The sequence below is a fragment of the Pseudonocardia sp. GCM10023141 genome, from assembly GCF_042653605.1.
The window spans coordinates 1-23,258 of the sequence record NZ_JBHSIR010000040.1 but is presented as its reverse complement, the minus strand read 5'-3'; the positions used below and the strand labels follow the sequence as shown (position 1 = coordinate 23,258).

Annotated in this window: 24 protein-coding genes; 21 read left to right on the top strand and 3 right to left on the bottom strand. The window is 68.7% G+C overall.

The window, feature by feature from the left end:
* Positions 1–33 precede the first annotated feature (33 nt).
* Together ACFPFQ_RS24120 and ACFPFQ_RS24115 are read right to left on the bottom strand one after the other, a co-directional pair.
* Positions 34–477 (bottom strand): Rid family hydrolase, encoded by a 444-nt coding sequence (locus ACFPFQ_RS24120; protein WP_379622574.1) that lies wholly within the window; start codon positions 475–477, stop codon positions 34–36.
* Positions 478–615: 138 nt separating this feature from the next.
* Positions 616–933: a hypothetical protein gene (locus ACFPFQ_RS24115; protein WP_379622573.1), complete on the bottom strand. Its 318-nt coding sequence runs from the start codon at positions 931–933 to the stop codon at positions 616–618.
* A 623-nt stretch (positions 934–1,556) separates the two neighbouring features.
* Between ACFPFQ_RS24115 and ACFPFQ_RS24110 the strand changes: the two genes are divergently transcribed.
* Positions 1,557–1,790, top strand: a complete 234-nt coding sequence (locus ACFPFQ_RS24110) for an MFS transporter (protein ID WP_379622571.1) — start codon at positions 1,557–1,559, stop codon at positions 1,788–1,790.
* A 764-nt stretch (positions 1,791–2,554) separates the two neighbouring features.
* Here ACFPFQ_RS24110 and ACFPFQ_RS24105 read toward each other — a convergent pair.
* Positions 2,555–3,046, bottom strand: coding sequence for a MarR family winged helix-turn-helix transcriptional regulator (locus tag ACFPFQ_RS24105; RefSeq protein ID WP_379622569.1), 492 nt, complete (start codon positions 3,044–3,046; stop codon positions 2,555–2,557).
* A 404-nt stretch (positions 3,047–3,450) separates the two neighbouring features.
* Here ACFPFQ_RS24105 and ACFPFQ_RS24100 point away from each other — a divergent pair, with 404 nt between their 5' ends.
* The 20 genes from ACFPFQ_RS24100 (at position 3,451) to folP (ending at position 22,551) form a co-directional block, all read left to right on the top strand.
* Complete coding sequence (locus ACFPFQ_RS24100) at positions 3,451–4,029, top strand: VOC family protein (RefSeq protein WP_379622567.1); 579 nt, start codon at positions 3,451–3,453, stop codon at positions 4,027–4,029.
* Positions 4,030–4,109: 80 nt separating this feature from the next.
* Positions 4,110–5,129 carry an iron-containing alcohol dehydrogenase gene (locus ACFPFQ_RS24095; RefSeq protein WP_379622565.1) on the top strand — a complete coding sequence of 340 codons (1,020 nt, stop codon included), beginning with the start codon at positions 4,110–4,112 and terminating at the stop codon, positions 5,127–5,129.
* Positions 5,126–6,220 (top strand): maleylacetate reductase, encoded by a 1,095-nt coding sequence (locus tag ACFPFQ_RS24090; RefSeq protein ID WP_379622563.1) that lies wholly within the window; start codon positions 5,126–5,128, stop codon positions 6,218–6,220. The genes ACFPFQ_RS24095 and ACFPFQ_RS24090 overlap by 4 nt, the downstream gene beginning before the upstream one ends.
* A gap of 5 nt (positions 6,221–6,225) precedes the next feature.
* Positions 6,226–6,963: a hypothetical protein gene (locus ACFPFQ_RS24085; protein WP_379622561.1), complete on the top strand. Its 738-nt coding sequence runs from the start codon at positions 6,226–6,228 to the stop codon at positions 6,961–6,963.
* Positions 6,960–7,148 (top strand): hypothetical protein, encoded by a 189-nt coding sequence (locus ACFPFQ_RS24080; protein ID WP_379622559.1) that lies wholly within the window; start codon positions 6,960–6,962, stop codon positions 7,146–7,148. Before ACFPFQ_RS24085 ends, ACFPFQ_RS24080 begins: the two co-directional genes overlap by 4 nt.
* Positions 7,149–7,243: 95 nt before the next feature.
* Complete coding sequence (locus ACFPFQ_RS24075) at positions 7,244–8,866, top strand: FAD-dependent oxidoreductase (RefSeq protein ID WP_379622557.1); 1,623 nt, start codon at positions 7,244–7,246, stop codon at positions 8,864–8,866.
* A gap of 19 nt (positions 8,867–8,885) precedes the next feature.
* Complete coding sequence (locus tag ACFPFQ_RS24070) at positions 8,886–9,719, top strand: dioxygenase (RefSeq protein WP_379622555.1); 834 nt, start codon at positions 8,886–8,888, stop codon at positions 9,717–9,719.
* A gap of 450 nt (positions 9,720–10,169) precedes the next feature.
* On the top strand, positions 10,170–11,690 hold the full coding sequence (locus ACFPFQ_RS24065; protein ID WP_379622553.1) for a chorismate-binding protein: 1,521 nt from the start codon (positions 10,170–10,172) through the stop codon (positions 11,688–11,690).
* Positions 11,690–12,544 (top strand): hypothetical protein, encoded by an 855-nt coding sequence (locus tag ACFPFQ_RS24060; RefSeq protein WP_379622551.1) that lies wholly within the window; start codon positions 11,690–11,692, stop codon positions 12,542–12,544. Before ACFPFQ_RS24065 ends, ACFPFQ_RS24060 begins: the two co-directional genes overlap by 1 nt.
* A 202-nt stretch (positions 12,545–12,746) precedes the next feature.
* A complete protein-coding gene (locus tag ACFPFQ_RS24055; protein ID WP_379622549.1) occupies positions 12,747–13,457 on the top strand; it encodes an isochorismatase family protein in 711 nt (236 codons plus the stop codon).
* Between the two features lie 96 nt (positions 13,458–13,553).
* Positions 13,554–13,937 carry a cupin domain-containing protein gene (locus ACFPFQ_RS24050; protein ID WP_379622547.1) on the top strand — a complete coding sequence of 128 codons (384 nt, stop codon included), beginning with the start codon at positions 13,554–13,556 and terminating at the stop codon, positions 13,935–13,937.
* Positions 13,938–14,004: 67 nt separating this feature from the next.
* On the top strand, positions 14,005–14,463 hold the full coding sequence (locus ACFPFQ_RS24045) for a carboxymuconolactone decarboxylase family protein (RefSeq protein ID WP_379622545.1): 459 nt from the start codon (positions 14,005–14,007) through the stop codon (positions 14,461–14,463).
* A gap of 619 nt (positions 14,464–15,082) precedes the next feature.
* Positions 15,083–15,919, top strand: a complete 837-nt coding sequence (locus ACFPFQ_RS24040; RefSeq protein WP_379622543.1) for a methylenetetrahydrofolate reductase — start codon at positions 15,083–15,085, stop codon at positions 15,917–15,919.
* 70 nt (positions 15,920–15,989) lie between these two features.
* Positions 15,990–17,348 (top strand): aminomethyl transferase family protein, encoded by a 1,359-nt coding sequence (locus ACFPFQ_RS24035; RefSeq protein WP_379622541.1) that lies wholly within the window; start codon positions 15,990–15,992, stop codon positions 17,346–17,348.
* A gap of 168 nt (positions 17,349–17,516) precedes the next feature.
* Positions 17,517–18,122, top strand: a complete 606-nt coding sequence (locus ACFPFQ_RS24030; protein WP_379622539.1) for a cyclodeaminase/cyclohydrolase family protein — start codon at positions 17,517–17,519, stop codon at positions 18,120–18,122.
* Positions 18,119–19,057 carry a bifunctional 5,10-methylenetetrahydrofolate dehydrogenase/5,10-methenyltetrahydrofolate cyclohydrolase gene (locus ACFPFQ_RS24025; RefSeq protein WP_379622537.1) on the top strand — a complete coding sequence of 313 codons (939 nt, stop codon included), beginning with the start codon at positions 18,119–18,121 and terminating at the stop codon, positions 19,055–19,057. Before ACFPFQ_RS24030 ends, ACFPFQ_RS24025 begins: the two co-directional genes overlap by 4 nt.
* Complete coding sequence (locus ACFPFQ_RS24020; protein WP_379622535.1) at positions 19,054–19,437, top strand: YciI family protein; 384 nt, start codon at positions 19,054–19,056, stop codon at positions 19,435–19,437. Before ACFPFQ_RS24025 ends, ACFPFQ_RS24020 begins: the two co-directional genes overlap by 4 nt.
* A 41-nt stretch (positions 19,438–19,478) precedes the next feature.
* Positions 19,479–20,381, top strand: a complete 903-nt coding sequence (purU, locus tag ACFPFQ_RS24015; RefSeq protein ID WP_379622533.1) for a formyltetrahydrofolate deformylase — start codon at positions 19,479–19,481, stop codon at positions 20,379–20,381.
* Positions 20,378–21,667 (top strand): bifunctional folylpolyglutamate synthase/dihydrofolate synthase, encoded by a 1,290-nt coding sequence (locus ACFPFQ_RS24010; RefSeq protein ID WP_379622531.1) that lies wholly within the window; start codon positions 20,378–20,380, stop codon positions 21,665–21,667. The genes purU and ACFPFQ_RS24010 overlap by 4 nt, the downstream gene beginning before the upstream one ends.
* A 77-nt stretch (positions 21,668–21,744) precedes the next feature.
* A complete protein-coding gene (gene folP / locus ACFPFQ_RS24005) occupies positions 21,745–22,551 on the top strand; it encodes a dihydropteroate synthase (protein WP_379622655.1) in 807 nt (268 codons plus the stop codon).
* Positions 22,552–23,258: the final 707 nt, after the last annotated feature.

Genomic DNA, 23,258 nt, shown 5'->3' with positions numbered 1-23,258 from the left:
GCGAGCCCCTGGCGATGACTCGCCGACTCGACGTCAGACGCGCGCGACCATCTTGATCTCGATCAGCTGCGCGGGGAAGGCCAGCCGCGGCGTGCCGACCAGCGTGCTCGTCACCTGCGGGTCCTCACGGCCGTAGGCGGCCTTGCGGACCGGTCCGGCCACCTCGAACGCCGCGTCGACGTCGAGGACGTAGAGGACCTCCTCCACGACGTTCGTCAGCGAGGCGCCGAACCGGTTGAGAATGGCCTCAGCGTTGCGATACGTCTGGCGCATCTGCTCGCCCATGTTGCCGTAGTCGGTGACCTTGTTGTTCTCGTCGAGCGGGGCGGGGGCTACGAGGTCAGCGCCGTCGTTCGACAGCTGCCCGGACACGTAGATGGAGTCGCCGCGCTTGACGGCCTGCACGTAGCCGTAGGCCTCCTCCCAGGGAACACCGAAGTTCTCGGTCTGCGTGTCGGGCGTCTGCGCTGCCGTCATGGCTACTCTCTTTCAAGGCGAGATAGTTGCAACCACAAGAACGTAGCGTCGAGTTCCTGGCATTCCCGTTCGGCAGCACGCTCTCGAACAGGTGACAACTCGCCGACGTCGGAGAGACTGCCGACCGGTCGGCGGTCGTCACGACGCGGCGGCGGCCTCCGGGGAGGCCGCGCAACGCCGGTCGAGCACCATCCAGGAGATCATCAGTAGCACCATGCCGGCGGCGGCCACGATCAGCGCGACGAGCATCGTCGCGTGGTCGGAGGCGTCGAGGTCCCAGAACACCTTCCCGAAGATCCACGGCGAGAGCAGCGCGTAGGAGAACGCTGCCAGCGACGCCGGGACCATCGCGACCTTCCACAGCGCCAGCGGCCGGGCCACGAGCATCAACACCCACGTCGCGACCAGGTACAGCGTGACCACGGCGGCGGTGGAGTGCTGGCCGGCGGTCGCCATCGGGAGTCACACAGGGCAGGTGGCACAGTGCAAAGTGTGCGTAAGCTGCAGTACGGCCTCGGCCCGGCGGAGGTTGATGTCGGGGCCGCGGGCGTGCACCCCGTGGCGGCGGCCGTCGGCGACCAGCGGCTGCGGGGAGTAGAAGCCCATCGGCTGCGAGTTGAGCAGCGCCGCGTAGAACGCCGCCGGGTGATAGTGCTTGAACCAGCGCCATCAGTCAGAACGATCTCCAGGGGATCAAATGTGGCGACGGAGCTGCAATTCATTGAATTGGTCGCGTCGCGTGCCGTGGTTGGCGGGCGAACGGAAATGTTCGGGAAAACGCCCGACTCAGGCACCGGTCCGTCGTCCGTCGGAGAATGAGATAGGGGACCTGACTGTGCGGAGCCTTGCGCGCAAGATCGACAGCTTGAGCAGTGGTGAACTGCGAGGATCGATTTAATAGCGTTGCATAGCTTCACTGCGACGCGTTTTTACTTTACTGTCTGGCGACACACGGAACGGCCTGGGAATCAGGGGGAGATGCTCAGGGAGCTCCCGTTTTGGTCGGGTCCTTATTCACTGCCCTGTTCGGCGTCCTCACGCTGCTGTGTGCGCTGGCAGGTGACTAGACGCACCTACTCGTGTTGCGGCTTCTGACCGGAGTGGGGCTCGGTGCGGCCATCCCGAGCGCCGTGGCGCTGGCCAGCGAGTTCGCGCCGACCCGGCGCCGCTCCACGTTCGTCATGTTCATCTACTGCTGGCTGGCGTTCGGCTTCGTCGCGGCCAGCTTGATCTCCGGAGCGGTCATCCCGAGGCGGCGCTGTCGCGGGATCGCGACGGCACCTGTGGCTGGTCCCGGCGGTCTGCCAACGTAAGGTCATTTTCGTTAGGATCTCGAGGGATGCCGATCACCGGACCGGCTGATGCTGTATCCGATTGCCCAGCACGGTTCGATGCGGCAGGCAGGCGGGTCAGCCGCGCCGAGCTTCGACGCAAGCAGCGATAAATCGGGCGAAGTCGAGACGCATTTGATTGTCCGGAGGTTCGCCGAAGCCCTCCCAGCCGTCATGGCCGGGGTCCGACCCGTCACGGGGAGCAAGCGCGCTACTGCCTCGAAGGGCAAGCCCAACATCTTCGTCAACATCCCCAATGAGACCCGACGGAAACCGACTCACGGCGGCCCCACCTACGCGATCACGATCCGGCCGGGCGGCCTCCCGCCCGGCAGGTACTCTTGGTCGCTCACCCTCGACAACAACCCCTCTTCTTCCACGCGCCAACGAACTCGACAGGTCTTCCCTCGGCGCGAAGAACCAGGACCTCCACCACGATCCGGACCGCTCGCCGACCCGCTCGGCGGCGCAGCCCTGGCAATCCGACCGACTGCCGGAACTGGCTGCCTGCACCCGGAGGCGACTTCTCGCTCTACCTCCGCGCCAACCGGCCCGTCCCTCCGCCCCCGGCATGCCAGGGACCGCCCTCCGTCTCACGCCCGACATGACAACCCGGCGTCTGAGACCGGCGCCCTATTGAGGTTCCTACTTGGACAAAGAGCGGTCTGCGGGGGCGGCTGTCGGCGGGCCGGCGTCGAGGAGGCTGCGGCAGTTCTTGGAGCCTCTGGACACCTGACAGGCAGCGATCACGTCTCCGGCTGTGACTGTTCGGCTGGGTGATGCGAGTCCGGTGACGCCTCGCGGATCCGGGCCCAAAGCTCTATCACTCGATCGATGTCCGCCCTGTCCACGTACTGGATGAACATGCGGCGGACTCCGTCGAAGTGCACGTCCATCGCGGCGGCGGTCTCGCGCTCACCGCGCGGCGTCAGGCGGGTGAGGACGGCCTGGCGCCCAGCGGCGCTGACCCGGCGGACGAGCCCGCGTTCCTCGAGCCGGGCGACGATGCGGGTGATCCCCCCCGGGGTGACGAGCACCGCGCGGGCGAGGTCGATCATGCGCCGCTGCTTCTCCGGTGTCCGCCAGAGCTGGTAGAGCACGTCGAACTCGCTCAGCGTGATGCCGACGCTTTGGCGCAGCTCCGCTTCCAGGGCGGGCAGGATCGCCGACTGCACTTCCAGGACGCCGCGCCAGGCCAATAGCTCCCGCGAACTCAGGTGGGGGACGGCCTTCTCCACGATCTCGGGCGGTGGCGCCGCGCGGCGGGGACGACGCGTCTGCTCGGGTCCCGGGTCGGGCGTTCGGCGTCGAGCACGGTATGCCCGCTGACGGCATGCGGCCGAGCAGTACCGCGGCGGGCGGCCCTGCTCGCCCGGGGCCAAAGGGCGTCCACAGACGCGACACGTCGGCATCGACATCGGGCCTCCTCGTGACGAAAGTATTCACTGACACGTTACGTCACGCTTCGACGGATCCGACCGGCGGTTCCCTGGGAAGGATCATGAGTGCGAGCGGGCGCTGAATCGAATCAGCGGGAGGAGATTCGGAGATGTTGTTGACGCAGAAAGAAGATCGCGTTAACGTGAGCGGCGTCATAAGGCGGCCGTCTGGCTCGTCGAGGGCAATGAACAGGAGAGATGACATGGGCGTCCGAACGACCGGCTGCCACCACATGGCTTTCGTCACGAACAATATGGAAGAGACCGTCAAGTTTTATAACGGCCTCCTCGGATTCCCGGTGGTCGTGACCCTCCAGCTGCCCAACCCGGACCCGTTCCCGGGTGCCGTGCCCGGAAACCTCGGGGGCAGCCGGCACTACTTCTTCCGGATCAGCGATCGGGACACGATCGCGTTCTTCGAGTTCCAGGACGTGGAGGTGCCGGCCGACAACTCGCTGCTGGGAGCCGGCAACCACCTCGCGATCACGGTCCCTTCCGAGGCGGAGCTGCAGAAGGCCAAGAAGCTCCTGGAGGACAACGGCGTCAAGATCAAGAGCGAGCTGGACCACGGGTTCTGCCACTCGATCTACTTCGAGGACCCGGTCAACCAGATCGCGCTCGAGTTCGCCACCTGGCAGCACCCGTGCGACGAGGAGGAGCCCTTCCTCCAGGACCCGAACCCGGTCCCGGCGGCGCTGGCCGCGATCGGCCCGGAGCGCTACGAGCGCTATCAGCTGCACTACGACCCGGACGGCCACGGCGGCGAGGGCTCGCGCGCCTGATCCCGGCCCCGTCGAGGGCCTGACGCGAACCCGGACCGACCACGGCGGCGCCGTTGTGCGCCACGGAAGCGAGGATGTGCATGATCGGGGCCACCGCCGGTGAGGACGAGGGTCGCACCTCCCCGCTGCTCGCCACGGGCAGGGGATCGCTGGAGGCGCTTCCCGGGCTCGTCGACCGTCTCGGGGTGCGCAAGTCACTCCTGGTGGTCGGTCCGGGCGTGACACGGACCGCTGAGCGGGTGCTGAGCCTACTCGGTGGCCGCTGCACCGGCACCTTCACCGATGCCGTGGCGCACGTGCCCTCCTGGGAGGCGAACCTCGCGGTCGCTTCCGCGCAGGAGGTGCACGCCGACTCCGTCATCGCGATCGGCGGCGGTTCTGCCGCCGGCTACGCCAAGATCGTGGCACTGGCGCTGCGCCTTGCTCGCGTCGCCGTGCCCACCACCCTCTCCGGAGCCGAGTTGACCTCGCGGTACTTCGTCACCACGGAGAGGGGTAAGGAGAGCGGGAACTCGGAGCGGGCGGCCGTGCGGGTCGTCGTTCGCGATCCCGACCTGCTCACTGAGGTACCGGTGCCCGTGCTGGCCTCGAGCGGCATGGGCGCCGTGGGCGCCTGCGTCGAGGTGCTCGCTAGGCCCGGGGAGGCCGGGCGGGTGGACGCGACCGAGGGGCTGTGTCTGCTCTGGGAGGCGCTGCCGCGGCTGGTCCGGGAACCGGCCGATCCCGGCCTGCGCGATCGGGCGCTCGCGGGCGCGGCGCTCGCGGGCGCCGCCCTCGAGGCCGCGGGCCCCGGTCCGGCGCAGCTGGTCGCCGAGGACCTCGGGGCCACCTACCGCGCCGACCACGGCGCCCTCATGGCCTGCCTGGTGCCGCACGTCGGCGTAGAGGTCGAGCTCGTCCGCGAGCTCGCCGGACCGGGCTCCGCGGCCGACGCGCTCCGCTGGTTCGCCGCAGCCCTCCGCCTGCCGGTCGACCTCGGGGCCGTGTGCCCTCTCCTCGACCCGGACGCCGTGGTCGCCCGCCTCGCGGAGCGGCCGGACCTGGCCGATAAGGCCGACCCCGACTCGATGCTGATGCTCCTGAAGGAGGCGCTGCGATGACAACGCAGTCCCCGGCACCCCCGGCACCCCCGGTGCGCATCGACCCCTTCGACTACGAGGCGCGGCCCGTCCGCGTGGTGTTCGGGCCCGGCCGGATCACGGAGGTGGCCGCCGAGGCGGACCGGCTGGGCCTGCGCCGGGTCATGCTGATCGCGGACTCGCGCGCCCCGGGCGGGGACGCCCTGGTCGCGGCACTGGGGGAGCGGCTGGCCCTGCGCTGGGACGAGATCGCCCAGCACGTCCCGATCGAACTGGCCGAGCGCGCCCGCAAGGCCGCCGTGGCGGACGAGGTCGACGGTCTGGTCAGCCTGGGCGGCGGCTCGGCCACCGGCCTGGCGAAGGCGATCGCGCTGGACACCGGACTGCCGATCGTCGCCGTGCCCACGACCTACGCCGGCTCCGAGTTGACCCCCGTTTACGGGATGACCGGCGAGCAGCGCAAACGCACCGGTACGGACGAGCGGGTGCGGCCCGCCGTCGTGGTCTACGACCCGGAACTCACCCTCGGCCTGCCGCCCGAGGTGACTGGCCCCAGCGCCTTCAACGCCATCGCGCACTGCTTCGCCGCGTTGTGGTCACCGAAGCGCGACCCACTCACCTCCGCGTGTGCGGTCGACGCCATCCGCACGATCACCGCGAGCCTGCCGACCCTGGTAGACGATCCGGCGGACCTGCAAGCCCGCGCCGGCCTGCAGTACGGGGCGTTCCTGGCAGGGACAGCGCTGGGCCGCGCCGGCACCGGGCTGCAGCACAAGATCTGCCACGAGCTGGGCGGGCGGCTGAACCTGTCACACGCTGACACCCACGCCGTGGTGCTGCCGCATGTCGTGGCCCTCAACACAGCCCCCGGCCCGGACTGGGTGGCGCGGCTGGAGCCCTTTCTCGGGGCCGATCCGTCGCGCGGGCTGTGGGAGCTCGCCCGGGGCTGCGGGCTCGCCACCGATCTCGCTCAGCTCGGTGCCCATCGCGAGCACCTGCACGCGGTGGCGGAGGCCGCGGCGGGCACCGCGAACCCCGTGCCGGTCGACGTGCCGACGATCGAGGCGCTGCTCGGCCGGGCACTCGGCCACGAGCCGCCGCGAGCGAGTTGATCGCGGTGGACGCCTTGGTCCTCGGCGCGTGCGGGCCGATCGGCGGCGCCTGGCTGGGCGGCCTCGTCGCAGGCTTGATCGAGGGCGGCATTCCGCTCACGGTCGCCGACCAGGTGGTGGGTACCTCCGTCGGCGCCGTGCTAGGGGCATGGCTTGGCAGCGGGGCCGATCTCGCCGGTTACTTCGACGCCATGGCGGCCCGGGCGGCGTGGCTCGCCACCGGCGCGCGAACCGGCCCGGCGGGCTTCTGGGTCGACCGGCTGCCACCCGGGCCGTGGCCCGCCCCGCTGCGGATCGCCGTGGCCGCGGCCGACTCGGGGCGCATCGCCGTGTGGGGTCGGGGGGACGGCGTGCCGCTCGGCACCGCCCTGGCCGCCGCCACCGCGGCGTCCGGGGGCCTGCCGCCGGTCCTCGTCCATGGCCGGCCCTACGCCGATGGCGCGGACCGCTCGCCCACCAACGCCGATCTCGCCGCCAGCCGGATCGACGAGGAGGGCTCGCGGGTGCTCATCCTCGCACCGGTTGTCTCGCGCCGGCTGGCGACCGAGGTGGGCCTGCTGCGCGGGCTCGGCTGCGTCGTAGCGGTGATCACGCCGGACCGCGGGCAGGTGGTCGAGGCCCGCGGCCCCGCAGGCGGCTTCGGGCCCGCGTTCGCGGGACCAGCCGCACGCGCCGGCCATGAACAGGCCGTACGTGCACTCACCGGGGTTCCGCTCGGTGCGACCGTTGGGAGGTACGCATGACCAGGTTCGGACCCTCGCCGTTGCGGGTCGTCGTCGGTGCCGGTACCGGGGCCTCTCTGCCGCGGTCGCTGCGCCGGATCGGCGCACACGTCGAGGTCCACGAGCAGACCCCGGCGGTGGAAAGGGTCGGTGCCGAGCTGCAGCTCGGCACGAACGCCACCTCCGCGGCACGAGCCCCGGCCTGAACGGCGACGACGTCTCCGGCTACGGCGTCCGGCAGCTCTCGCTCCCCCGTCTGACCCGCACTGAGCACCACCGCAGCGACCGAAAGGAAACTCCCATGTCCGACCACAACGACGTGGCCATCGTCGGGGCAGGCCCGGTGGGGCTGATCGCCGCCCACGAGCTGGCCCGCCGTGGCGTCTCGCTCCGCCTGTTCGACAAGCGGCCCGGCCCTTCGCACACCACGCGGGCCTTTACCCTGCACGCGCGCACGATGGAGATGTTCGAGCACATCGGTGTCGCGCACCGCATCGAGGAGGTCGCGCTGCCGTGTCCGGGCAACGTGTACCACTTCGAAGGAATGAGCGAGGACGAGAAGCCGCGCACGGACTTCCGCGGCCTGCCGACCCGCTACCCCTTCTACTACAAGATCAATCAGAACGACTTCGAGCAGGTGCTGCGCGAACACCTGTGCGCCCACTACGGCATCCGACCGGAGTACGGCCAGGAGTTCACCGACCTGACACAGGACGCGGACGGCGTGACGCTGTCGATTCTGGACAAGGCATCCGGTGAGACGAGGATCCAGCGCAGCGCCTGGGTGATCGGCAGCGACGGCGCGCACAGCCGGGTCCGGCAGAGCGCCGGCATCGACTTCGTCGGGGACCGGGTCGGCGTCATGGCCATGATGGACGTCGAGCTCGAGGACGTCGACTTCGACGACTCATGGGTGAACTACTTCATCGGTGAGTCCCTGTTCATGCTGGTCACCAAGCTGCCCGGCAAGCTCTGGCGGGTCTACCTCAGCGACGCCGGCGCGATGACCCAGGCGAACGACCCACGCGGATCGTTCCAGATGGTGGCCGACAAGATCGGGATCGGCATGCGGATCGGGGAGCCGCAGTGGGCCACGCAGTGGGAGATCCTCAACAGTGCGGCCAGCAGCTACCGGGACGGCCGGGTTCTGCTCTGCGGCGACGCCTCCCACGTGCACTCCCCGGCGGGCGGGCAGGGCATGAACGGTTGCATGCAGGACGCGTTCAATCTCGCATGGAAGCTGGCGGCTGTGGTCGATGACGCGGCCCCGGACTCGCTCCTGGACACCTACGAGGCCGAGCGGCGGCCCATCGGCGCCCAGATCACCACGGGCGCCAAGTCCACCCACGACATCGTGATGGCCTTCGGAAAGGGCCTCGAGGACCGGATCGCACTGACCCGCGAGCCGGGCTGGCAGCAGCGCACCGTCGAGCTGATCTCCGGCCTGTCGCACAATTATCGCGACACCGTGACCGGTCCGGACGTCGAGCCCGTAGCCGGCCCTCAGGCCGGAGATCGTGCACCCGACGCCCAGCTCGTGGTAGAGCCGCGCAAACGGCTGTTCGACCTGTTCCGGCACGGCGGGTTCACCCTGCTGTTCGTGCCACGGCCCGGCGAGGTGGAAGACCTCGCGCAGGCCGCGCGGGTGGCCGAACAGATGCGGGCCGCGTTCGGTGACCGGGTGTCGTCCGTGCTGGTCTCCGACGACCGCATCGCGGCCTTCGACGAGGACCACCGGATCCCGGACCAGCTGGGTGAGCTGGCCCAGCGGTACGCCATCGGAGAGGGCGAGGCCCGGGCGATCCTGGTGCGACCGGACATGTACGTGGGCGGGCACTGCCGGCTCGAGGACGCGGAGTCCCTCCTCGAGCAGGCCCGTGGCTGGCTGAGGCCGCGGACGGCCCTGCCTGCGACCGCGGGCTGACGCGAACATGGAGGAACGCGTGCAGGATCTCACGGCGGAGGTGCTCGCCACGACGGCCGGTGCGGCGGATGGCCGCGTGCGCACGTTGCTCGATGCGCTGGTCAGGCACCTGCACGCGTTCGTCCGGGAGGTCGCGCCCACCGAGGCCGAGTGGGCCCACGGGATCGACTTCCTCACCCGCGCCGGGCAGCTCTGCACACCGGAACGGCAGGAGTTCGTGCTGCTCTCCGACGTCCTCGGCGTCACGATGCTGGTCGACGAGGTCAACCGGCGCGGTGACACCGAGGCGACGGAGAACAGCGTGCTCGGCCCGTTCTTCCGCACCCAGCGTCCCGCGGTAGGCAACGGGTCCGACATCTCCGGTGGTGTCCCGGGGGTGCCCCTGCATGTCGAGCTCACCGTCCGCTCGGCGGCAGGCCGGCCGGTGCCAGGGGCTCAGGTCGACGTCTGGCACAGCGACGGCGCCGGTCAGTACGACGTCGATGTGCCGGGGCTCGACGGTGCCGCGGCGATGCGTGGGCTGTTCACCGCGGACACACAGGGGCGGGTGTGGTTCTCCACCATCGCGCCGGCCGCCTACCCGATCCCGTCCGACGGGCCGGTGGGCGAGCTGATGCGAGCGGCGGGCCGGTCCGTCGTCCGCCCCGCGCACCTGCACGTCCGCGTCGAGGCGCCCGACCACGCCACTGTCACGTCGATGCTCTTTCGAGACGACGACCCGAACCTGGGCTCCGATCCCGTGTTCGGCGTCCGCGACTCGCTCGTGGCCCATTTCCACCGGACCGATACCGCCGACGGTCCGGCCGAGCGGTTGAGTCACGAGTTCGTGCTGGACCCGCTGAACCGTCACTGACCGAGGTGGGGGACCCCTCGCCAATGCCTTACCGCAGAGCTGCAGGTGCGACGCCGTGACCGACATCCGTACCCATGCCCGTACCGGTCAGGGCTGACGGGATGACCGTGGCAGCGCCCGGTCAGGTCACGGCACGGTTCGACGACCTCGGCCTGGGCGGTGAGAGCTTCTGTTTGGTCGGCGTGGTCGAGACGTTCGTGGCGGACTCGGTCGGCGACGTCGCGGCTGTGCTCCGCGCAGCCGAGCAGGCAGCACGTGAGGGCCACTGGGTTGCGGGTTTCATGACCTACGAAGCTGGCGCGGCCATGGATCCGTCGTTCTCGGTGGTGCCCCGCTCGGCCACCGACCCCTCTGGCCGATCTGCCTCTCGCCTGGTTCGCTGCGTTCGCGCGCCGCGAGGAGGTAGCGGCGATCCGGTCGAGCAGAGTTCCAGCGGCCGGGACATGGGAGTTGGAGCTGAGCGCCGCCGAACACCGGCAGGCCGTCGAGCAGATCCAGCACGGCATCGCCGGAGGGTCCTTCTACCAGGTCAATCTGACGAGCTTTCTCATCGGTCAGGAGCAGGACATCCATGGGCGGTACGCGGCACTCGCCACGGGACAGAGAGGCTCCTTCAACGCACTGATCACCACCGCGGACCACGCCTTCGCCTCGGCTTCACCGGAGCTGTTCCTCTCGCGGACCGACTCGACGATCACCACACGTCCGATGAAGGGCACCGCGGCGCGCGGCCGCTGGCCTGCAGAGGATCGCGCGCGCGTCCAGGCGTTGCGGGCGTCGGAGAAGGAGCGCGCGGAGAACGTCATGATCGTCGATCTCATGCGGAACGACCTCGCCCGCATCGCCGAGGTCGGCACGGTGACCGTTCCGGCGCTCCTGCAGGCCGAGCGATACCCGACGGTGTGGCAACTGACCTCGACCGTCTCGGCCCAGGCGCGGACCGACATCGGCGTGGTCGAACTGTTCGAGGCGCTCTTTCCGCCTGGTTCGGTCATCGGCGCGCCCAAGTCCGCTGCCATGGGGGCCATCGCCGCTGTCGAGCGCCGACCCCGCGGGATCTACTGCGGCGCAGTCGGCTATCTCGCCCCCGGCTCGCCGACACCACCCCTGCGCTTCGCCGTCGCGATACGCACCCTGACGACCTCGCTGAGCTCCGGCTACGCCGAGTACGGCGCAGGAGGCGGCATCACCTGGTTGTCCGACCCCGGCGACGGGTGGGCCGAACTGTGCGTGAAGACCAGTGTGCTGTGCGATCCACCGGCGCGGGTCGGCGCTCTGCTCGAAACCCTGCGCTACGAGCCACCGGCACGCCTGGCCAACCTGGATCGCCACCTCGACCGGCTCGCCGGGTCCGCTCATCACTTCGCCTTCGAGTACGACCGGGGGGCGGTCCAGGATGCGGTGCACCACGCAGCGGCCGGACTCGATCAACCCGCGCAGGTCCGGATCAGGCTGGACGACCTCGGCGCAGTCGTGGTCGCGACCGAGACGTTCGAGCCGGCCACAGCGATCGTCGAGCTCGCGGTGGCCGCGTCGGGCACGGTCCGCTCGGACGACGAGCTCATCTTCCACAAGGTCGCGGCCCGGGACCGCCACGAGCGGATCCGCGCTGCGCATGCCGAAGCCGAGGACGTCGTCCTCGTCAATGAGAACGGCCACGTCACGGAGACGACCACGGAGAACCTGGCGGTCTGCCTCGACGGGCGCTGGTGGACGCCCACGCTCGCCGGCGGTCTGCTGCCCGGTGTCGAACGAGCGCGGCTGCTCGACGCGGGCACGCTCACCGAACGCATCATCACCACAGACGACCTCGATGCCGCCGACGAGATCGCGGTGCTCAGTTCGCTTCGCGGGATGCGCCGCGCACGTCTCACCTCGATCGGGTCACCGACGACGTCACCCACAACCTGCACCAGCACTACATCTCGGGAGAAACCCATGCCCCACAACAGTTGTTCAGGAACGGAATGATGACCGCCGCACCGACCGTCTCCTCGCAGGAAGCAGCCGCCGGCGTCGTCGCCGGCTTCCTCCTGGCCAAGAACGCGCACGATCCACACGCGACACACGCGTACTTCCACGGCGATCGCTGTGCCTTCACCGACGCGACCCTCGGCATCCAGTTCGTGGGAAACGCCGCAGTGCGAACCCTGTGGGACCAGTTGCTGCCCCCGCTACCGGCCGGGGCGCACTCCCGCGCGACCCGCATCGTGGGCGGGCCCTCGAGTTTCATCGTCTTCGTGACCAACAGCCCGGAGATGTTCGGCTCCGAGATCCGGTCCGTTGCGGTCGTCGACATCGAGGACGACCGGGTCGTCCGCTGGGTCGACTACTGGGACGGGCGAACGATGGCCGCAGGGCGGATCGATGAGCTGCGAGCTCCCGCCGGCACCTTCCCGACCTCGTTCGGCGAGGACCTGGTCGGTCCACGGCCCCGGTTCGCCGTCGACGATGCCGCTCACCGTCTGGCGGAGGCGTTGTCGGGCGGTGACAGTAGCGCTGCGGCGTCGATGATGGCGCCGGACGCATTCCTGGAAGACGTCACACTGCGGGTAGCCCTTCGTGGATCGGCCGCCGTCGAGCGGTTCCTCGCCCGGTCGCTGCCCGACCTGCCCTGGGGAACCGGGGCCCGCCTGCGCCACGTGACGGGTGAAGGCGGTGCCGGGGGGTTCGAGTGGATCGGCGACCGAGCAGCACCGAGCGGGGTGGCCTGCATCCAGCTCGACGAATCGGGACAGATCACCCGGCTGACGACCGTGTGGGACGGAACGCAACTGAATGCCGAAACCCTCTCCACCCTGGTCGTGGCAGCCACAACGCCCTGACATCAGGCGGCAACCCACTTTCGTCACACTTACGTCACCACCCTGGTGACGCATTTCCGGTGATACGCCCGGTTCCGGCCCTGAATCCTCTAGATTGTCGTTGACACGGAAATGAATTGAATAGTAGGTTGAGGCCGACGCCGGGCGCTGAGATGAGGCGTTGGCCCCCATCGGTCGTGTCGCACACGGGCAGGAGATCGCCATGCACGAAATCGCCATTCCGCCAGAGATCCGGGCACGCGTCGTCGGGCGGTGCGGCACCGAGCATCCTTTCGAGGATCTGGACCCTGCTCGCACCGCGTTCGTGGTGATCGACATGCAGGTCACCTTCATCGACCGGGAGATCGGCCACGCCGCCTGCCCGATGGCGGAACGCATCGTGCCCGCGGTGAACCGACTGGCCGCCGCGCTGCGCGACGCCGGTGGCGGCGTCTTCTGGGTGCAGAACGTGCATGACGCGAGCATCGACACGGAATGGGGCGTCCATCAGCGCATGGCCACTCCGCAAGCGCGGGCCCGCCGCGTGGCGTCGATGACCGAGGGCAGCGCCGGACATGCACTGTGGCCGACGCTGGACGTGCGGCCCGAAGACGGGCGCGTGGCCAAGCGCCGCTTCAGTGCCTTCATCCAGGGCTCGTCCGACATCGTGGAGCGGCTCCGGGCGGAGGGCTTCGACACGGTGCTCATCGGCGGCGCGGTCACCAACATCTGCTGCGAGAGCAGCGCGCGCGACGCGATGATGATGAATTTCCGCACCGTGATGGTGGCGGACGCCAACGCGGCGATGTCGGACGCGGAGCACAATGCCTCGCTCGCGAGCTTCTGGCAGATGTTCGGGGACGTGATGACGGTGGACCACATCATCGCGCGACTGGACGCCGGACGCCTGTCCAGCGCGGCAGCGCACGCATGAGCCGATCCGTCCCGGACAACGGGAGTATCGGTGCACGATGTGGACACCCGGATTTGAATTCAGCCTGGAGAGGATGAAATGTCTGCTGTCAGTAACATGGGACAGAAGGATCTGCTGGAAATTGTGCCGCCGATCATCGTGCCGGGTTCCTCCGCGATGATCCGGATCCTCGAGCTGCCGCCGGGGGACCCTGGTATCGCTCCCCACCGTCACTCCGGCCCCGTTTTCGGCTACATGCTCGAAGGGGAGATGCTGTTCGAGCTCGAGGGTGAGGCGCCTTATCCGGTCAAGGCGGGAGAGGCCTTCTGGGAGCCGGGTGGTGACGTCATCCACTACACGATCGCAAACCTGCTCGACGACAGGACGAGCCGCCTCGTCGTGGTCGCGATGATGGTCCCTGGGGTTCCGATGCTCACCATGGTCAGCGATGCGGAGCTCGCGGCCAAGGCGAGCGAACGGATTGCTGCACCGAGTCGGTAGTCATCCGACCTGACCGGTCTCACTTCCCACCGGCCGGCATGGCCACGCAAACCGAATCAGAGGAACCGTGACGAACACGCAGCGCGTCAGCATCGACAAGCAGCACCCGGCCCCCTACAAGGCCCTCATGGCCTTTGCCATGGAGGTGGAGAAGAGTGCCACCGCGGCGGGCCTCGACCCGCTCCTGGTCGAGCTGGTGAAAATCCGCGCCTCCCAGGTCAACGGCTGCGCGTTCTGCCTGCGCATGCACACCCTTGATGCCCTCAAGAAGGGTGAGAACCCCGACCGGATCGCCGTGCTGCCCGGATGGGAGGAGACCGGCTACTTCTCTGAGACCGACCGCGCCGCCCTCCGTCTGACCGAGGCGATCACACGTATCTCGGACGGTCACGTCAGCGACGAGGACTACAACGCCGCCGCGACCGCACTCACCGCGGACCAGATCTCGGCAGTCAGCTGGCTGGCCACGCTGATGAACGCCTTCAACCGCGTCGCCACCACCAGTCGGTACCACGTCGCCGGCTGACCTCGCCGTCAGCGACGGCCGTCGCCAGGTGCCAGCGAGCTGGTCACATCAGCGACGGCCGCGGCCGACGGCTGTAGTCGGGGCTGCAGGCGTGCGGTGACCGACGCCTCGGTTCGCGGGTGACGCCGCTCGTCGATCTCATTCAGCAGCCGGATGCGGCTGCCTCAACCACTTCAGCCTCCTGTCGGTGTATCGGCAACCGAACGGCACCGAACGGGGCGGCCTGCATCCAGCGTGACGAATCAGGCCGGATCGCCGGACCGGCGACCGTGTGGGACGGAACGCAAACTGCACGCAGACATCCGCTCTGTCCGGGTCGTGGCAGCTGCAGCGCCCTGACCTGGGGGCCGAACCCGCTTTCGTCACGCTTACGTCACACTGTATCGACCCATACTCAGTGATAATCCTGGACACAGGGGTAGATCTTCTTCAGATTTTCGTTGACATGGAAATAAGTTGAACAGTAGGTTGGGCCCGACGCCGGGCGCTGCGAAGAAGCGCTGGTCCCAACCGGTCGTGCCGGAGTCGGCTCGGACGACGCGTCCGGCCCTGGCCGTTACCGAGAACATCAGAACCTTCATTGACGAAGGGTTTCAGCGTGACGAGTCACGATTCCCCAGTGTCGGGCCGGCCGATCGGCGCCGCCGCACTCATCAGCTCGGCCAATATCGAGGTCATCCCGCTCAAGGGTGCCGAGACGAAGCTTCAAGCCCTGTCCGCAGGTTCCGGAGTGACGATCACGTGCTCTCCGAAGTTCGGCCTCGAGCGAACACTCCAACATGTCGAGAGTGCTGCCCGGGCCGGCTTCCATGTGATCCCGCATCTCGCGGCCCGGCAGGTCGCCGATCGTGCCGAACTCGAGCAGTTCGTGCGCCGCGTGGAGAAGGCGGGGGTGACCGACCTCTACGTGATCGGGGGCGACGCCGACCGCCCCGCCGGGCGCTATTCAGCGGCCCTCGAAGTGCTTCAGGACCTGGCCGACATGGATCACTCAATCACGAGGCTCGGCGTCGGCTGCTATCCCGAAGGACACCCCAAGATCGACGACTCGGTGCTGCTCGAGGCGCTCCAGGCGAAGCAGCAATACGCCGATTACATGGTCAGTCAACTGTGCTTCGACCCCAGCGCCCTGGTGGGCTGGCTGGGCACGGTCCGAGATGCCGGCGTGCACCTGCCGTTGCGGATCGGGCTGGCTGCCCCGATGAGCGTGCGCAAGCTCGCGGAACTGTCCTTCAAGATCGGTGTCGGCCAGTCACTGCGTTTCCTGACCAAGCAACACGGCCTGGTCGGGAACCTGATCCTCGGGACCAACTCCTACCGGCCCGAGGATCTCCTCGGGGAAATCGATCCGGCGCTACTGGCCGACTCGCACCAGATCGAGGGCCTCCACCTGTTCTCGTTCAATCAGATCGAGGCGACCGCTGCCTGGCAGCGACAGGTTGCCGACGCAGCCTGAACACCGCTCTTCGGCACCACAAGCCCTGACCCGAGTTGGCAGAGTCGGCAACAAGGAAGGACACGACCAGATGAGCACGCTGAACCTCGAACAGGCGATTCAGCAGGCCGGCGGCGACGTGGTCGAGATGCTGCGCAACGCGCAGATCGGCAACTTCGCAATTCCGCTGCGGCCCGAGTACACCAACTGGCGGGACGAGCAGGAGGCCTGGGCCACCACAGCGATCCTGTTCGACCAGTCGTTCCACATGACCGACGTGTACTTCACGGGACCTGACGTCAAGCGGCTGTTCTCCGAGTCTGCGGTCAACAAGTTCGACACTTTCGGCCGCAACCGGGCCAAGCAGTTCGTGGGGGTGAACGAAGATGGCTATCTGATCGGCGACTCGATCCTGTTCGGACTGGAAGACGATCGGTATGCCCTGGTCGGAACCGGTGTGGCCGGGAACTGGATGGCCTACCGTGCGCAGACCGGGGCCTACGAGGTCGAGGTCGAGTTTGATCACGCCTCGGTGGTCAACGACAAGCCACGGCGGATCTTCCGCTTCCAGCTGCAGGGGCCCAACGCTCTGAAGGTCGTGGAAAAGGCACACGGCGGCCCGCTGCCCACGATCAAGTTCTTCTCCATGGGGGAGTTCAGTATCGCGGGGGTACCGATCCGCGCACTCAACCACACCATGGTCGGACAGCCCGGGCTCGAGCACACCGGACTGGAGATGACCGGCCCCTACGAGCAGGGCCCGGCGGTCTGGGCGGCGCTGATCGAGGCGGGGACCGAGTTCGGCCTGCACCAAGGGGGCGGCATGGCCTACCCCACCACAGCGGTGGAGACCGGATGGCTGCCCTTGCCGGTGCCGGCGATCTACACCGGCGATGCGATGAAGGGTTACCGGGAGTTCCTCAGCGCGGCGAGCCTGGAGGCCAACTACGCGATCTCGGGCAGCTATGTGCGACCGAACATCGAGGACTACTACGTCACGCCCTACGACCTCGGCTACGACCGGATGATCCGGTTCGACCACGAGTTCATCGGGCGTGACGCCCTCCGCGAGCTCGCCGACCGGCCGCACCGGCGGAAGGTGTGGTTGCGCTGGAACCCCGAGGACTGTGCGCGGGTGCTGGCGCAGAGCCTGTTCGGCGGGAAGGAGCGGACGAAGTATCTCGCCCAGCCCTTCAACGAGTACGGCGTCTCGCAGAACGACGCGGTGACCGTCGGCGGCCGACCCGCGGGTGTGTCGACCTCCTGCTCCTACACCGTCAACATGGGTTCGTTCGCGTCCATCGGCCTGATCGATGAGGCCCACGCCCAGGACGGGACCGAGGTCGTTCTCACCTGGGGCGAGCCGAACGGCGGTTATCGCAGGCCCAACGTCGAACGGCACGTCCAGGCCGAGATCCGGGCGACGGTCAGCACGGGACCTCTGACCTGATCCGAACCGGATCCTCGAGCACCGGGCGGCGGCCGCGGCTCCGGCCGCCGGTCGCCGTCCGGATCAACCGCCGTCGCAGCGCAGGGAAGATGTTCCATGTCCGATACCTCACCCAACAGAACGACGACGACTGAGCTCGCCTCTCGCTCCAGCGTTCAGCTCACCGGTGTGCACACCGCCGGCGTGCGGGAGTTCGTCGCAGCGGTCGGCGCGCACGCACCGGCTCCAGGCGGCGGGGCTGCGTCTGCGGTCGCTGCCGCGCTGGCGGCGGCGCTGGCCGAGATGGCGGGGCGGTACACCGTCGGCCACGGATCAGGGACGTTGTCGTTCTCGGAGGTGGTCTCACGTGCGGAGTTCCTACGTGAGCGCGCGCTGCTCCTGGCCGACGAGGATTCCCACGCCTACGAGAGCTACGTCGCCATCCGCCGACAGACCGTCAGCGACCCGGCACGTCAGCGCGAGGACCGGGCCAGGGCTGCGGAGGTCGCCGCGGCGGTACCGAGCGAGCTGGCGAGCCTCGCGCTCGAGGTGGCCGGCCTGGGGGAGCGGCTCATCGAGACGGGGAATCCGCACCTTCGCTCGGATGCCTGCGCGGCGGTGCTGCTCTCGGCAGCCGTCGCCGGCAGCGCGGCAGTCCTCGTCGCCGAGAACCTCAGCGCCGACCGTGGCGACGAACGAATCGCCGAGGCACGTCGGTGTGCCCGGATGGCAGCCGAAGCTGCTTCCCGGGTCGCCGCGGCGCTCGGCCTCATCGAGGAGGGTGGATCGCGGTGACTGCCGAGATCATCGACGGGGTCAAGATCGCGGCCGAGCTGGAGGAGCAACTGCGCCGCGACGTGGCCGCGCTCCCAGGTGGCCGGCTGGTGGGGGCCCTGGCAACCGTGTCGGTGGGCGAGACGTTCCAGTCCGCGACGTACCAGCGCAGGCTTCAGCGGCTCGCAGACCGGCTCGAACTGCCCTACGAGCACCACGCGCTTCCTGCCGCCGCGACCGAGCAGTCCCTTCTGGACACGATCGCCGTGCTCGGTGACGACCCGAAGGTGGCCGGGATCCTCCTGCTGAGGCCGCTGCCCGCGCACATTCGCGAATCGTCGGTGTTCGCCGCACTACCTCCGGAGAAGGACGTCGAGGCGGTGCACCCGGAGAACGCGGGCCTGCTCGCCCTCGGAAGCCCCCGCTTCGTCCCCTCGACCGCAGCGTCCGCCTATCACGTCCTCGACACGTGGCTCGATCGCGTCGGCGAGGACCGGGCCCGCTTCTACGAGAACGCCTCCATCGTCGTCGTCGGGCGCTCGAACAACGTGGGCAAACCCGCTGTGTCCCTGGCCTACCAGCGGCACGCCGCGGTGACCTCGATCGACGAATGGTCCGGCCGAGGCAGCCGTCTCGGCTTCCATACCCGGCGGGCCGACGTACTGATCGTCGCTGCGGGCGTGCCTGGCCTCATCCGTGCCGAACACGTCCGTGAAGGTGCCATCGTCCTCGACATCGGGATCAACCCCGCCCCCAGGGAACACGGCAGCGACGTGCGCATCGTCGGTGACGTGGCCCTCGACGAGGTGCTGGGCCGGGTCCGAGCCATCACCCCCGTTCCCGGCGGCATCGGCCCGGTCACCGACGTGCGGCTGTTCCAGAATGTCGTTCTCGCCCAGCACAACCGCGTACCAGGCCTGACGCAGCAGGCCGACCCGGTCAGGACATCTCGATGAGCGCGGCGGATCCCGGTCATCCCGTCACACCGGACGGCGAGGAACAGAGCGTCGTGTTCCTGTGCCTCTCCCAGCTGAACGGAGCCGACGCGGGCGAGCTGAGCAAGCACATGGCCGAGCACAGGCAATGGCTTGCCGCGCTCGAACGGCAGGGACGGTTGTTCGCTGCCGGCCCGCTGCTCGACGATGACCACCGGTCGTTCGGGTCCGGAGTCCTCGTCGTCCGGGCGGCATCGCGGGACGAGGCGGGGCACCTGCTCGACCAGGATCCCTTCCACGTCCGCGGCCTGCGGACCTATCGGCTGCACCCGTGGCGGATCAACGAAGGCGTCCTCCGGGCGATCGTCACCCTCTCCGACGGCACAGCCGACCTGACCTGACCTTGACCGACACGACCACACTCGCGGAAGGAATGAGCGCCATGACGACGTCAACGCCGCAGCCCCCGGCGGCGCCGATCTCCACCCGGACCGACGACCTCATCCTGACCCTGTCGTGTGCGGACCGGCCGGGTCTGGTATTCGACATCTCCCGGCTCCTCGTCGAACACCGCGGCGATATCGTCGAAAGCCAGCAGTTCAGCGACCGGGAATCATCAAGATTCTTCATGCGGCTATGCTTCGGACCGATCGACGGGACACCGCTCGACCGCGCGACGCTGTCCAAGGGTCTGCAGGCGCTAGCCCGTCACACCGACATGAGCTGGCGACTCTCCGCCGCGATCGACCGGCCGCGAGTGCTGATCATGGTGAGCAAGTACGGCCACTGCCTCAACGACCTGCTCTTCCGGACAGCCAACGGGGATCTGCCCATTGATGTCGTCGCCGTCGTCTCGAACCACCCCGACCTCGGTGCCCTGGCCGACAACTATGACGTCCCGTTCCACCACGTGCCCATCACGTCCAGTGGTAGATCGGCAGCCGAGGCACGACTGCTCGAGCTCGTCCACGACCTGGACATCGACCTGGTCGTCCTCGCCCGGTACATGCAGATCCTGTCGACGGAGCTGTGTAAGCGCCTCGAGGGTCGGGCGATCAACATCCATCACTCGATGCTGCCGAGCTTCAAAGGCGCCAGGCCCTACTTCCAGGCCAAGGACCGTGGGGTCAAGCTGGTCGGAGCGACCGCCCACTATGTCACCGCCGACCTCGACGAGGGCCCGATCATCGAGCAGGAGGTGGCCCGGGTCGACCACACGCTGACCGCACAGGCCGTCACCGCACTCGGGCGTGACAACGAGTGCCTGGCCCTGGCTCGTGCGGTGCGCTGGCACGCGGAGAACCGGGTCCTGCTCGACGGGCATCGCACGCTCGTGTTCCGGTGAGGAGCCCCGTCGCCGCCTACCTGGACACCCTGCGCGACCACGAGCGTTCCGGGATGGCCGAGCCTCCCGGCCTGGAGCGGATGAGGTCGTTGCTGAGGGCCATCGGCGACCCGCAGACCTGGTTCCGCTCCGTCCACGTCACCGGCACGAACGGCAAGGGGACCGTCAGCGTCGCCACCGCCGGGCTGTTGGCCGACCAGGGCCTGGCGGTTGGCACCTACACCAGCCCGCACGTGGACCGACTGACCGAGCGGGTCGCATTGCAGGGCCACTCAGTCCAGGACGCCGATCTCGACTTCGCTCTCGGTGTCATTCGCGACGGCGCATCGTCCGCCGGGCTGGCCCCCACCTGGTTCGAAGTCATCACCGCTGCGGCCTTCTGGCTCTTCGCCGAGTACAAGATCGACGTCGCCGTCGTGGAGGTCGGCATGCTCGGGCGCTGGGACGCCACCAACGTGATCGACGCCGACATCGCAGTCGTCACCAATGTTGAGCTCGACCACGCCGAGCTGGCCGGGCCCCGACGGGCGGACATCGCACGCGAGAAGGCCGGCATCGTCAAGATCGGCTCCACCCTCGTCCTCGGCGAACGCGACTCCGCACTGCGGCCGATCTTCACTGCCGAACAGCCGGCACGCGTCCTCGCCATCGGCGACGAGCTGGGCATCTCAGGGCGCCGAATTGTCCCGGGCGGCTCCGTCGTCGACCTGGTGACCCCACGCGCCGAGCACCGTGGGGTCCGCGTCCGAGGTCCGGGCCAGCACAACTGCGACAACATCCTGCTCGCCGTCGCCGCAGCCGAGGAGTACCTGAGTAGCCCCCTGTCCACCGAAGACATCGATCACCTGGGCACGCGCATCCGCCTACCCGGCCGTACAGAGATCGTGCACGAGTCACCACTGGTGGTGCTCGACGGCGCCCACAACCCCGCAGCCCTTCTCGCGCTGGGCAAGGCGCTGACCGAGCTGCCGCACGCAGCCGGGCCCCGGGTCCTGGTCTGTGGCGCACTTCGCGGGCGTGACCTCGCGCCTGCGCTCGCCAGGCTGGCGAAGGACGTCGAGTCGGTGATCGTGTGCGAGCCGCCATCTCCACGGGCAATGCCAGCCGCCCACCTCTCCGCTGCGCTGGGCTGGGCCCAGGCGCCGAGACTCATCGCCGATCCAGCAGACGCCCTCCGGGCCGCGTTGACCACGGCCGGAACTCTCGGCATGGTCGTCGTCACCGGATCTCTGCACCTGCTCCACCGCGCCCGCAGGGGCCTCCCTTCGGCGCCGGGGTCGCGGTGAACCTCGACCGGTCCGGTGCACTCGGGCGGTTCGGCGACTTCACCGGAGCAACCGGGACGTCGAGACGATGCCTGGTGATGGGCATCCTCAACGTCACACCCGACTCCTTCTCCGACGGAGGTCGCTACTCGTCCACCACGGCTGCGGTCGAGCACGGGCTCGCGATGGCCGCCGACGGTGCCGACGTCATCGACGTGGGGGGTGAGTCCACCCGCCCCGGGGCCATACGCATCCCCGTCGACACCGAGCTGGCCCGGGTCCTGCCCGTCGTGCGCGACCTCTCGCGCTGCGGCGTGACGGTCAGTATCGACACCACCCGCGCAGTCGTCGCGGACGCGGCAGCCAGAGCGGGAGCCGCAATGGTCAACGACGTCAGCGGGGGACTGGCCGACCCCGCGATGGCCAAATGCATCGCCGCTGCCGGGCTTTCCTACGTCGCGATGCACTGGCGCGCCCCCAGCCGCACCATGGCGCAGCACGCCCTCTACCGCGATGTGGTGGCCGATGTGGTCGGCGAGCTCGGCGCCCGCGTCGAGGCCCTCGTCGACGCGGGAGTCAAGCCGAACCAGATCATCCTTGATCCCGGCCTCGGATTCGCCAAAACCGCCGCACACAACTGGCAGCTGCTCAGTCGCCTCGCGGAACTGGTCGCGCTGGGCTATCCCGTCCTCCTCGGCGCATCTCGCAAGTCCTTCCTCGGCGAGCTCCTCGGAGGTGCGACGCCGGTCCCTCCGGCTGCTCGGGACGCCGCGACAGTCGCGGCCTCAGCGCTCGCTGCTGCTGCAGGCGCCTTCTGCGTCCGGGTTCACGATGTCGCCTCCTCACTCGACGCCGTCCGAGTCGCCGACGCCTGGACGGCAGCGTCCGCCCCCAACCACCGATGAGTCGTGTGTCCCATTGCTGCAGGAATCGGAACGTATCGGGAGAAGATCGTGACCGAGCGCGTAGGTGAGGAGCTTCAGCGGGACGAGGAGCTGACAGCGAACTTCATTTCCAAGGTCTACCGTCGTCTTCGACCTGACGATCACCGACGCGGTCGCGCACGAGGCGTACCGGCTCGCTGGGCAGGCCCAGCGTACGGCTGTGGAACGGCCGGGTCCTGACCGGCGAGCCGCGCTCCGCGCGGACAATCCTGAGGGTTATTCCCGCCCGGCGTGAATAACCCTCAGGGTCTACTACGAAGAGGTCCCAGTTTCCGTCTTGGACGCGGCGGACCACCAGGATGCGACTCCCAGGATCGGCATCCTCAGTTTCGGCGCCGCTGGGGCGGTGGTCGTTGCGGACGACGGCGAAGACGCTCGGGCTCAACGAGTTGGGGGCGGGAGCTGATGGAAGTGACCCGGCATTGCGGTGCCGCAGCTGTTGGCAAACTCGCTTGGGCGCGCCGGCGCCTGCCGGTGAGCCCGGTACATCGTGCACGTCAGCGACGGTGCGGTGAGCGTCTACATGACGCCTGCCGAGTTCGACCGGATCGACGACGCCGAGCTGCGCTACCTCCTCGCCGCCGCGCCTCAGAATCGGAACTAGTGGCTTGTCACGCAGCCTTGGCCGGGTAGTCGGTCCAGGTCCGGATCGGTGAGTCGGTGGCGAA

Excerpts from the sequence above, each read along its gene's own strand:
- ACFPFQ_RS24120 (WP_379622574.1), bottom strand. The coding sequence starts at position 477 with ATGACGGCAGCGCAGACGCCCGACACGCAGACCGAGAACTTCGGTGTT.
- ACFPFQ_RS24115 (WP_379622573.1), bottom strand. The coding sequence starts at position 933 with ATGGCGACCGCCGGCCAGCACTCCACCGCCGCCGTGGTCACGCTGTAC.
- ACFPFQ_RS24100 (WP_379622567.1), top strand. The coding sequence starts at position 3,451 with ATGGGCGTCCGAACGACCGGCTGCCACCACATGGCTTTCGTCACGAAC.
- ACFPFQ_RS24095 (WP_379622565.1), top strand. The coding sequence starts at position 4,110 with ATGATCGGGGCCACCGCCGGTGAGGACGAGGGTCGCACCTCCCCGCTG.
- ACFPFQ_RS24090 (WP_379622563.1), top strand. The coding sequence starts at position 5,126 with ATGACAACGCAGTCCCCGGCACCCCCGGCACCCCCGGTGCGCATCGAC.
- ACFPFQ_RS24080 (WP_379622559.1), top strand. The coding sequence starts at position 6,960 with ATGACCAGGTTCGGACCCTCGCCGTTGCGGGTCGTCGTCGGTGCCGGT.
- ACFPFQ_RS24075 (WP_379622557.1), top strand. The coding sequence starts at position 7,244 with ATGTCCGACCACAACGACGTGGCCATCGTCGGGGCAGGCCCGGTGGGG.
- ACFPFQ_RS24060 (WP_379622551.1), top strand. The coding sequence starts at position 11,690 with ATGACCGCCGCACCGACCGTCTCCTCGCAGGAAGCAGCCGCCGGCGTC.
- ACFPFQ_RS24055 (WP_379622549.1), top strand. The coding sequence starts at position 12,747 with ATGCACGAAATCGCCATTCCGCCAGAGATCCGGGCACGCGTCGTCGGG.
- ACFPFQ_RS24050 (WP_379622547.1), top strand. The coding sequence starts at position 13,554 with ATGGGACAGAAGGATCTGCTGGAAATTGTGCCGCCGATCATCGTGCCG.
- ACFPFQ_RS24035 (WP_379622541.1), top strand. The coding sequence starts at position 15,990 with ATGAGCACGCTGAACCTCGAACAGGCGATTCAGCAGGCCGGCGGCGAC.
- ACFPFQ_RS24020 (WP_379622535.1), top strand. The coding sequence starts at position 19,054 with ATGAGCGCGGCGGATCCCGGTCATCCCGTCACACCGGACGGCGAGGAA.
- purU (WP_379622533.1), top strand. The coding sequence starts at position 19,479 with ATGACGACGTCAACGCCGCAGCCCCCGGCGGCGCCGATCTCCACCCGG.
- folP (WP_379622655.1), top strand. The coding sequence starts at position 21,745 with ATGGGCATCCTCAACGTCACACCCGACTCCTTCTCCGACGGAGGTCGC.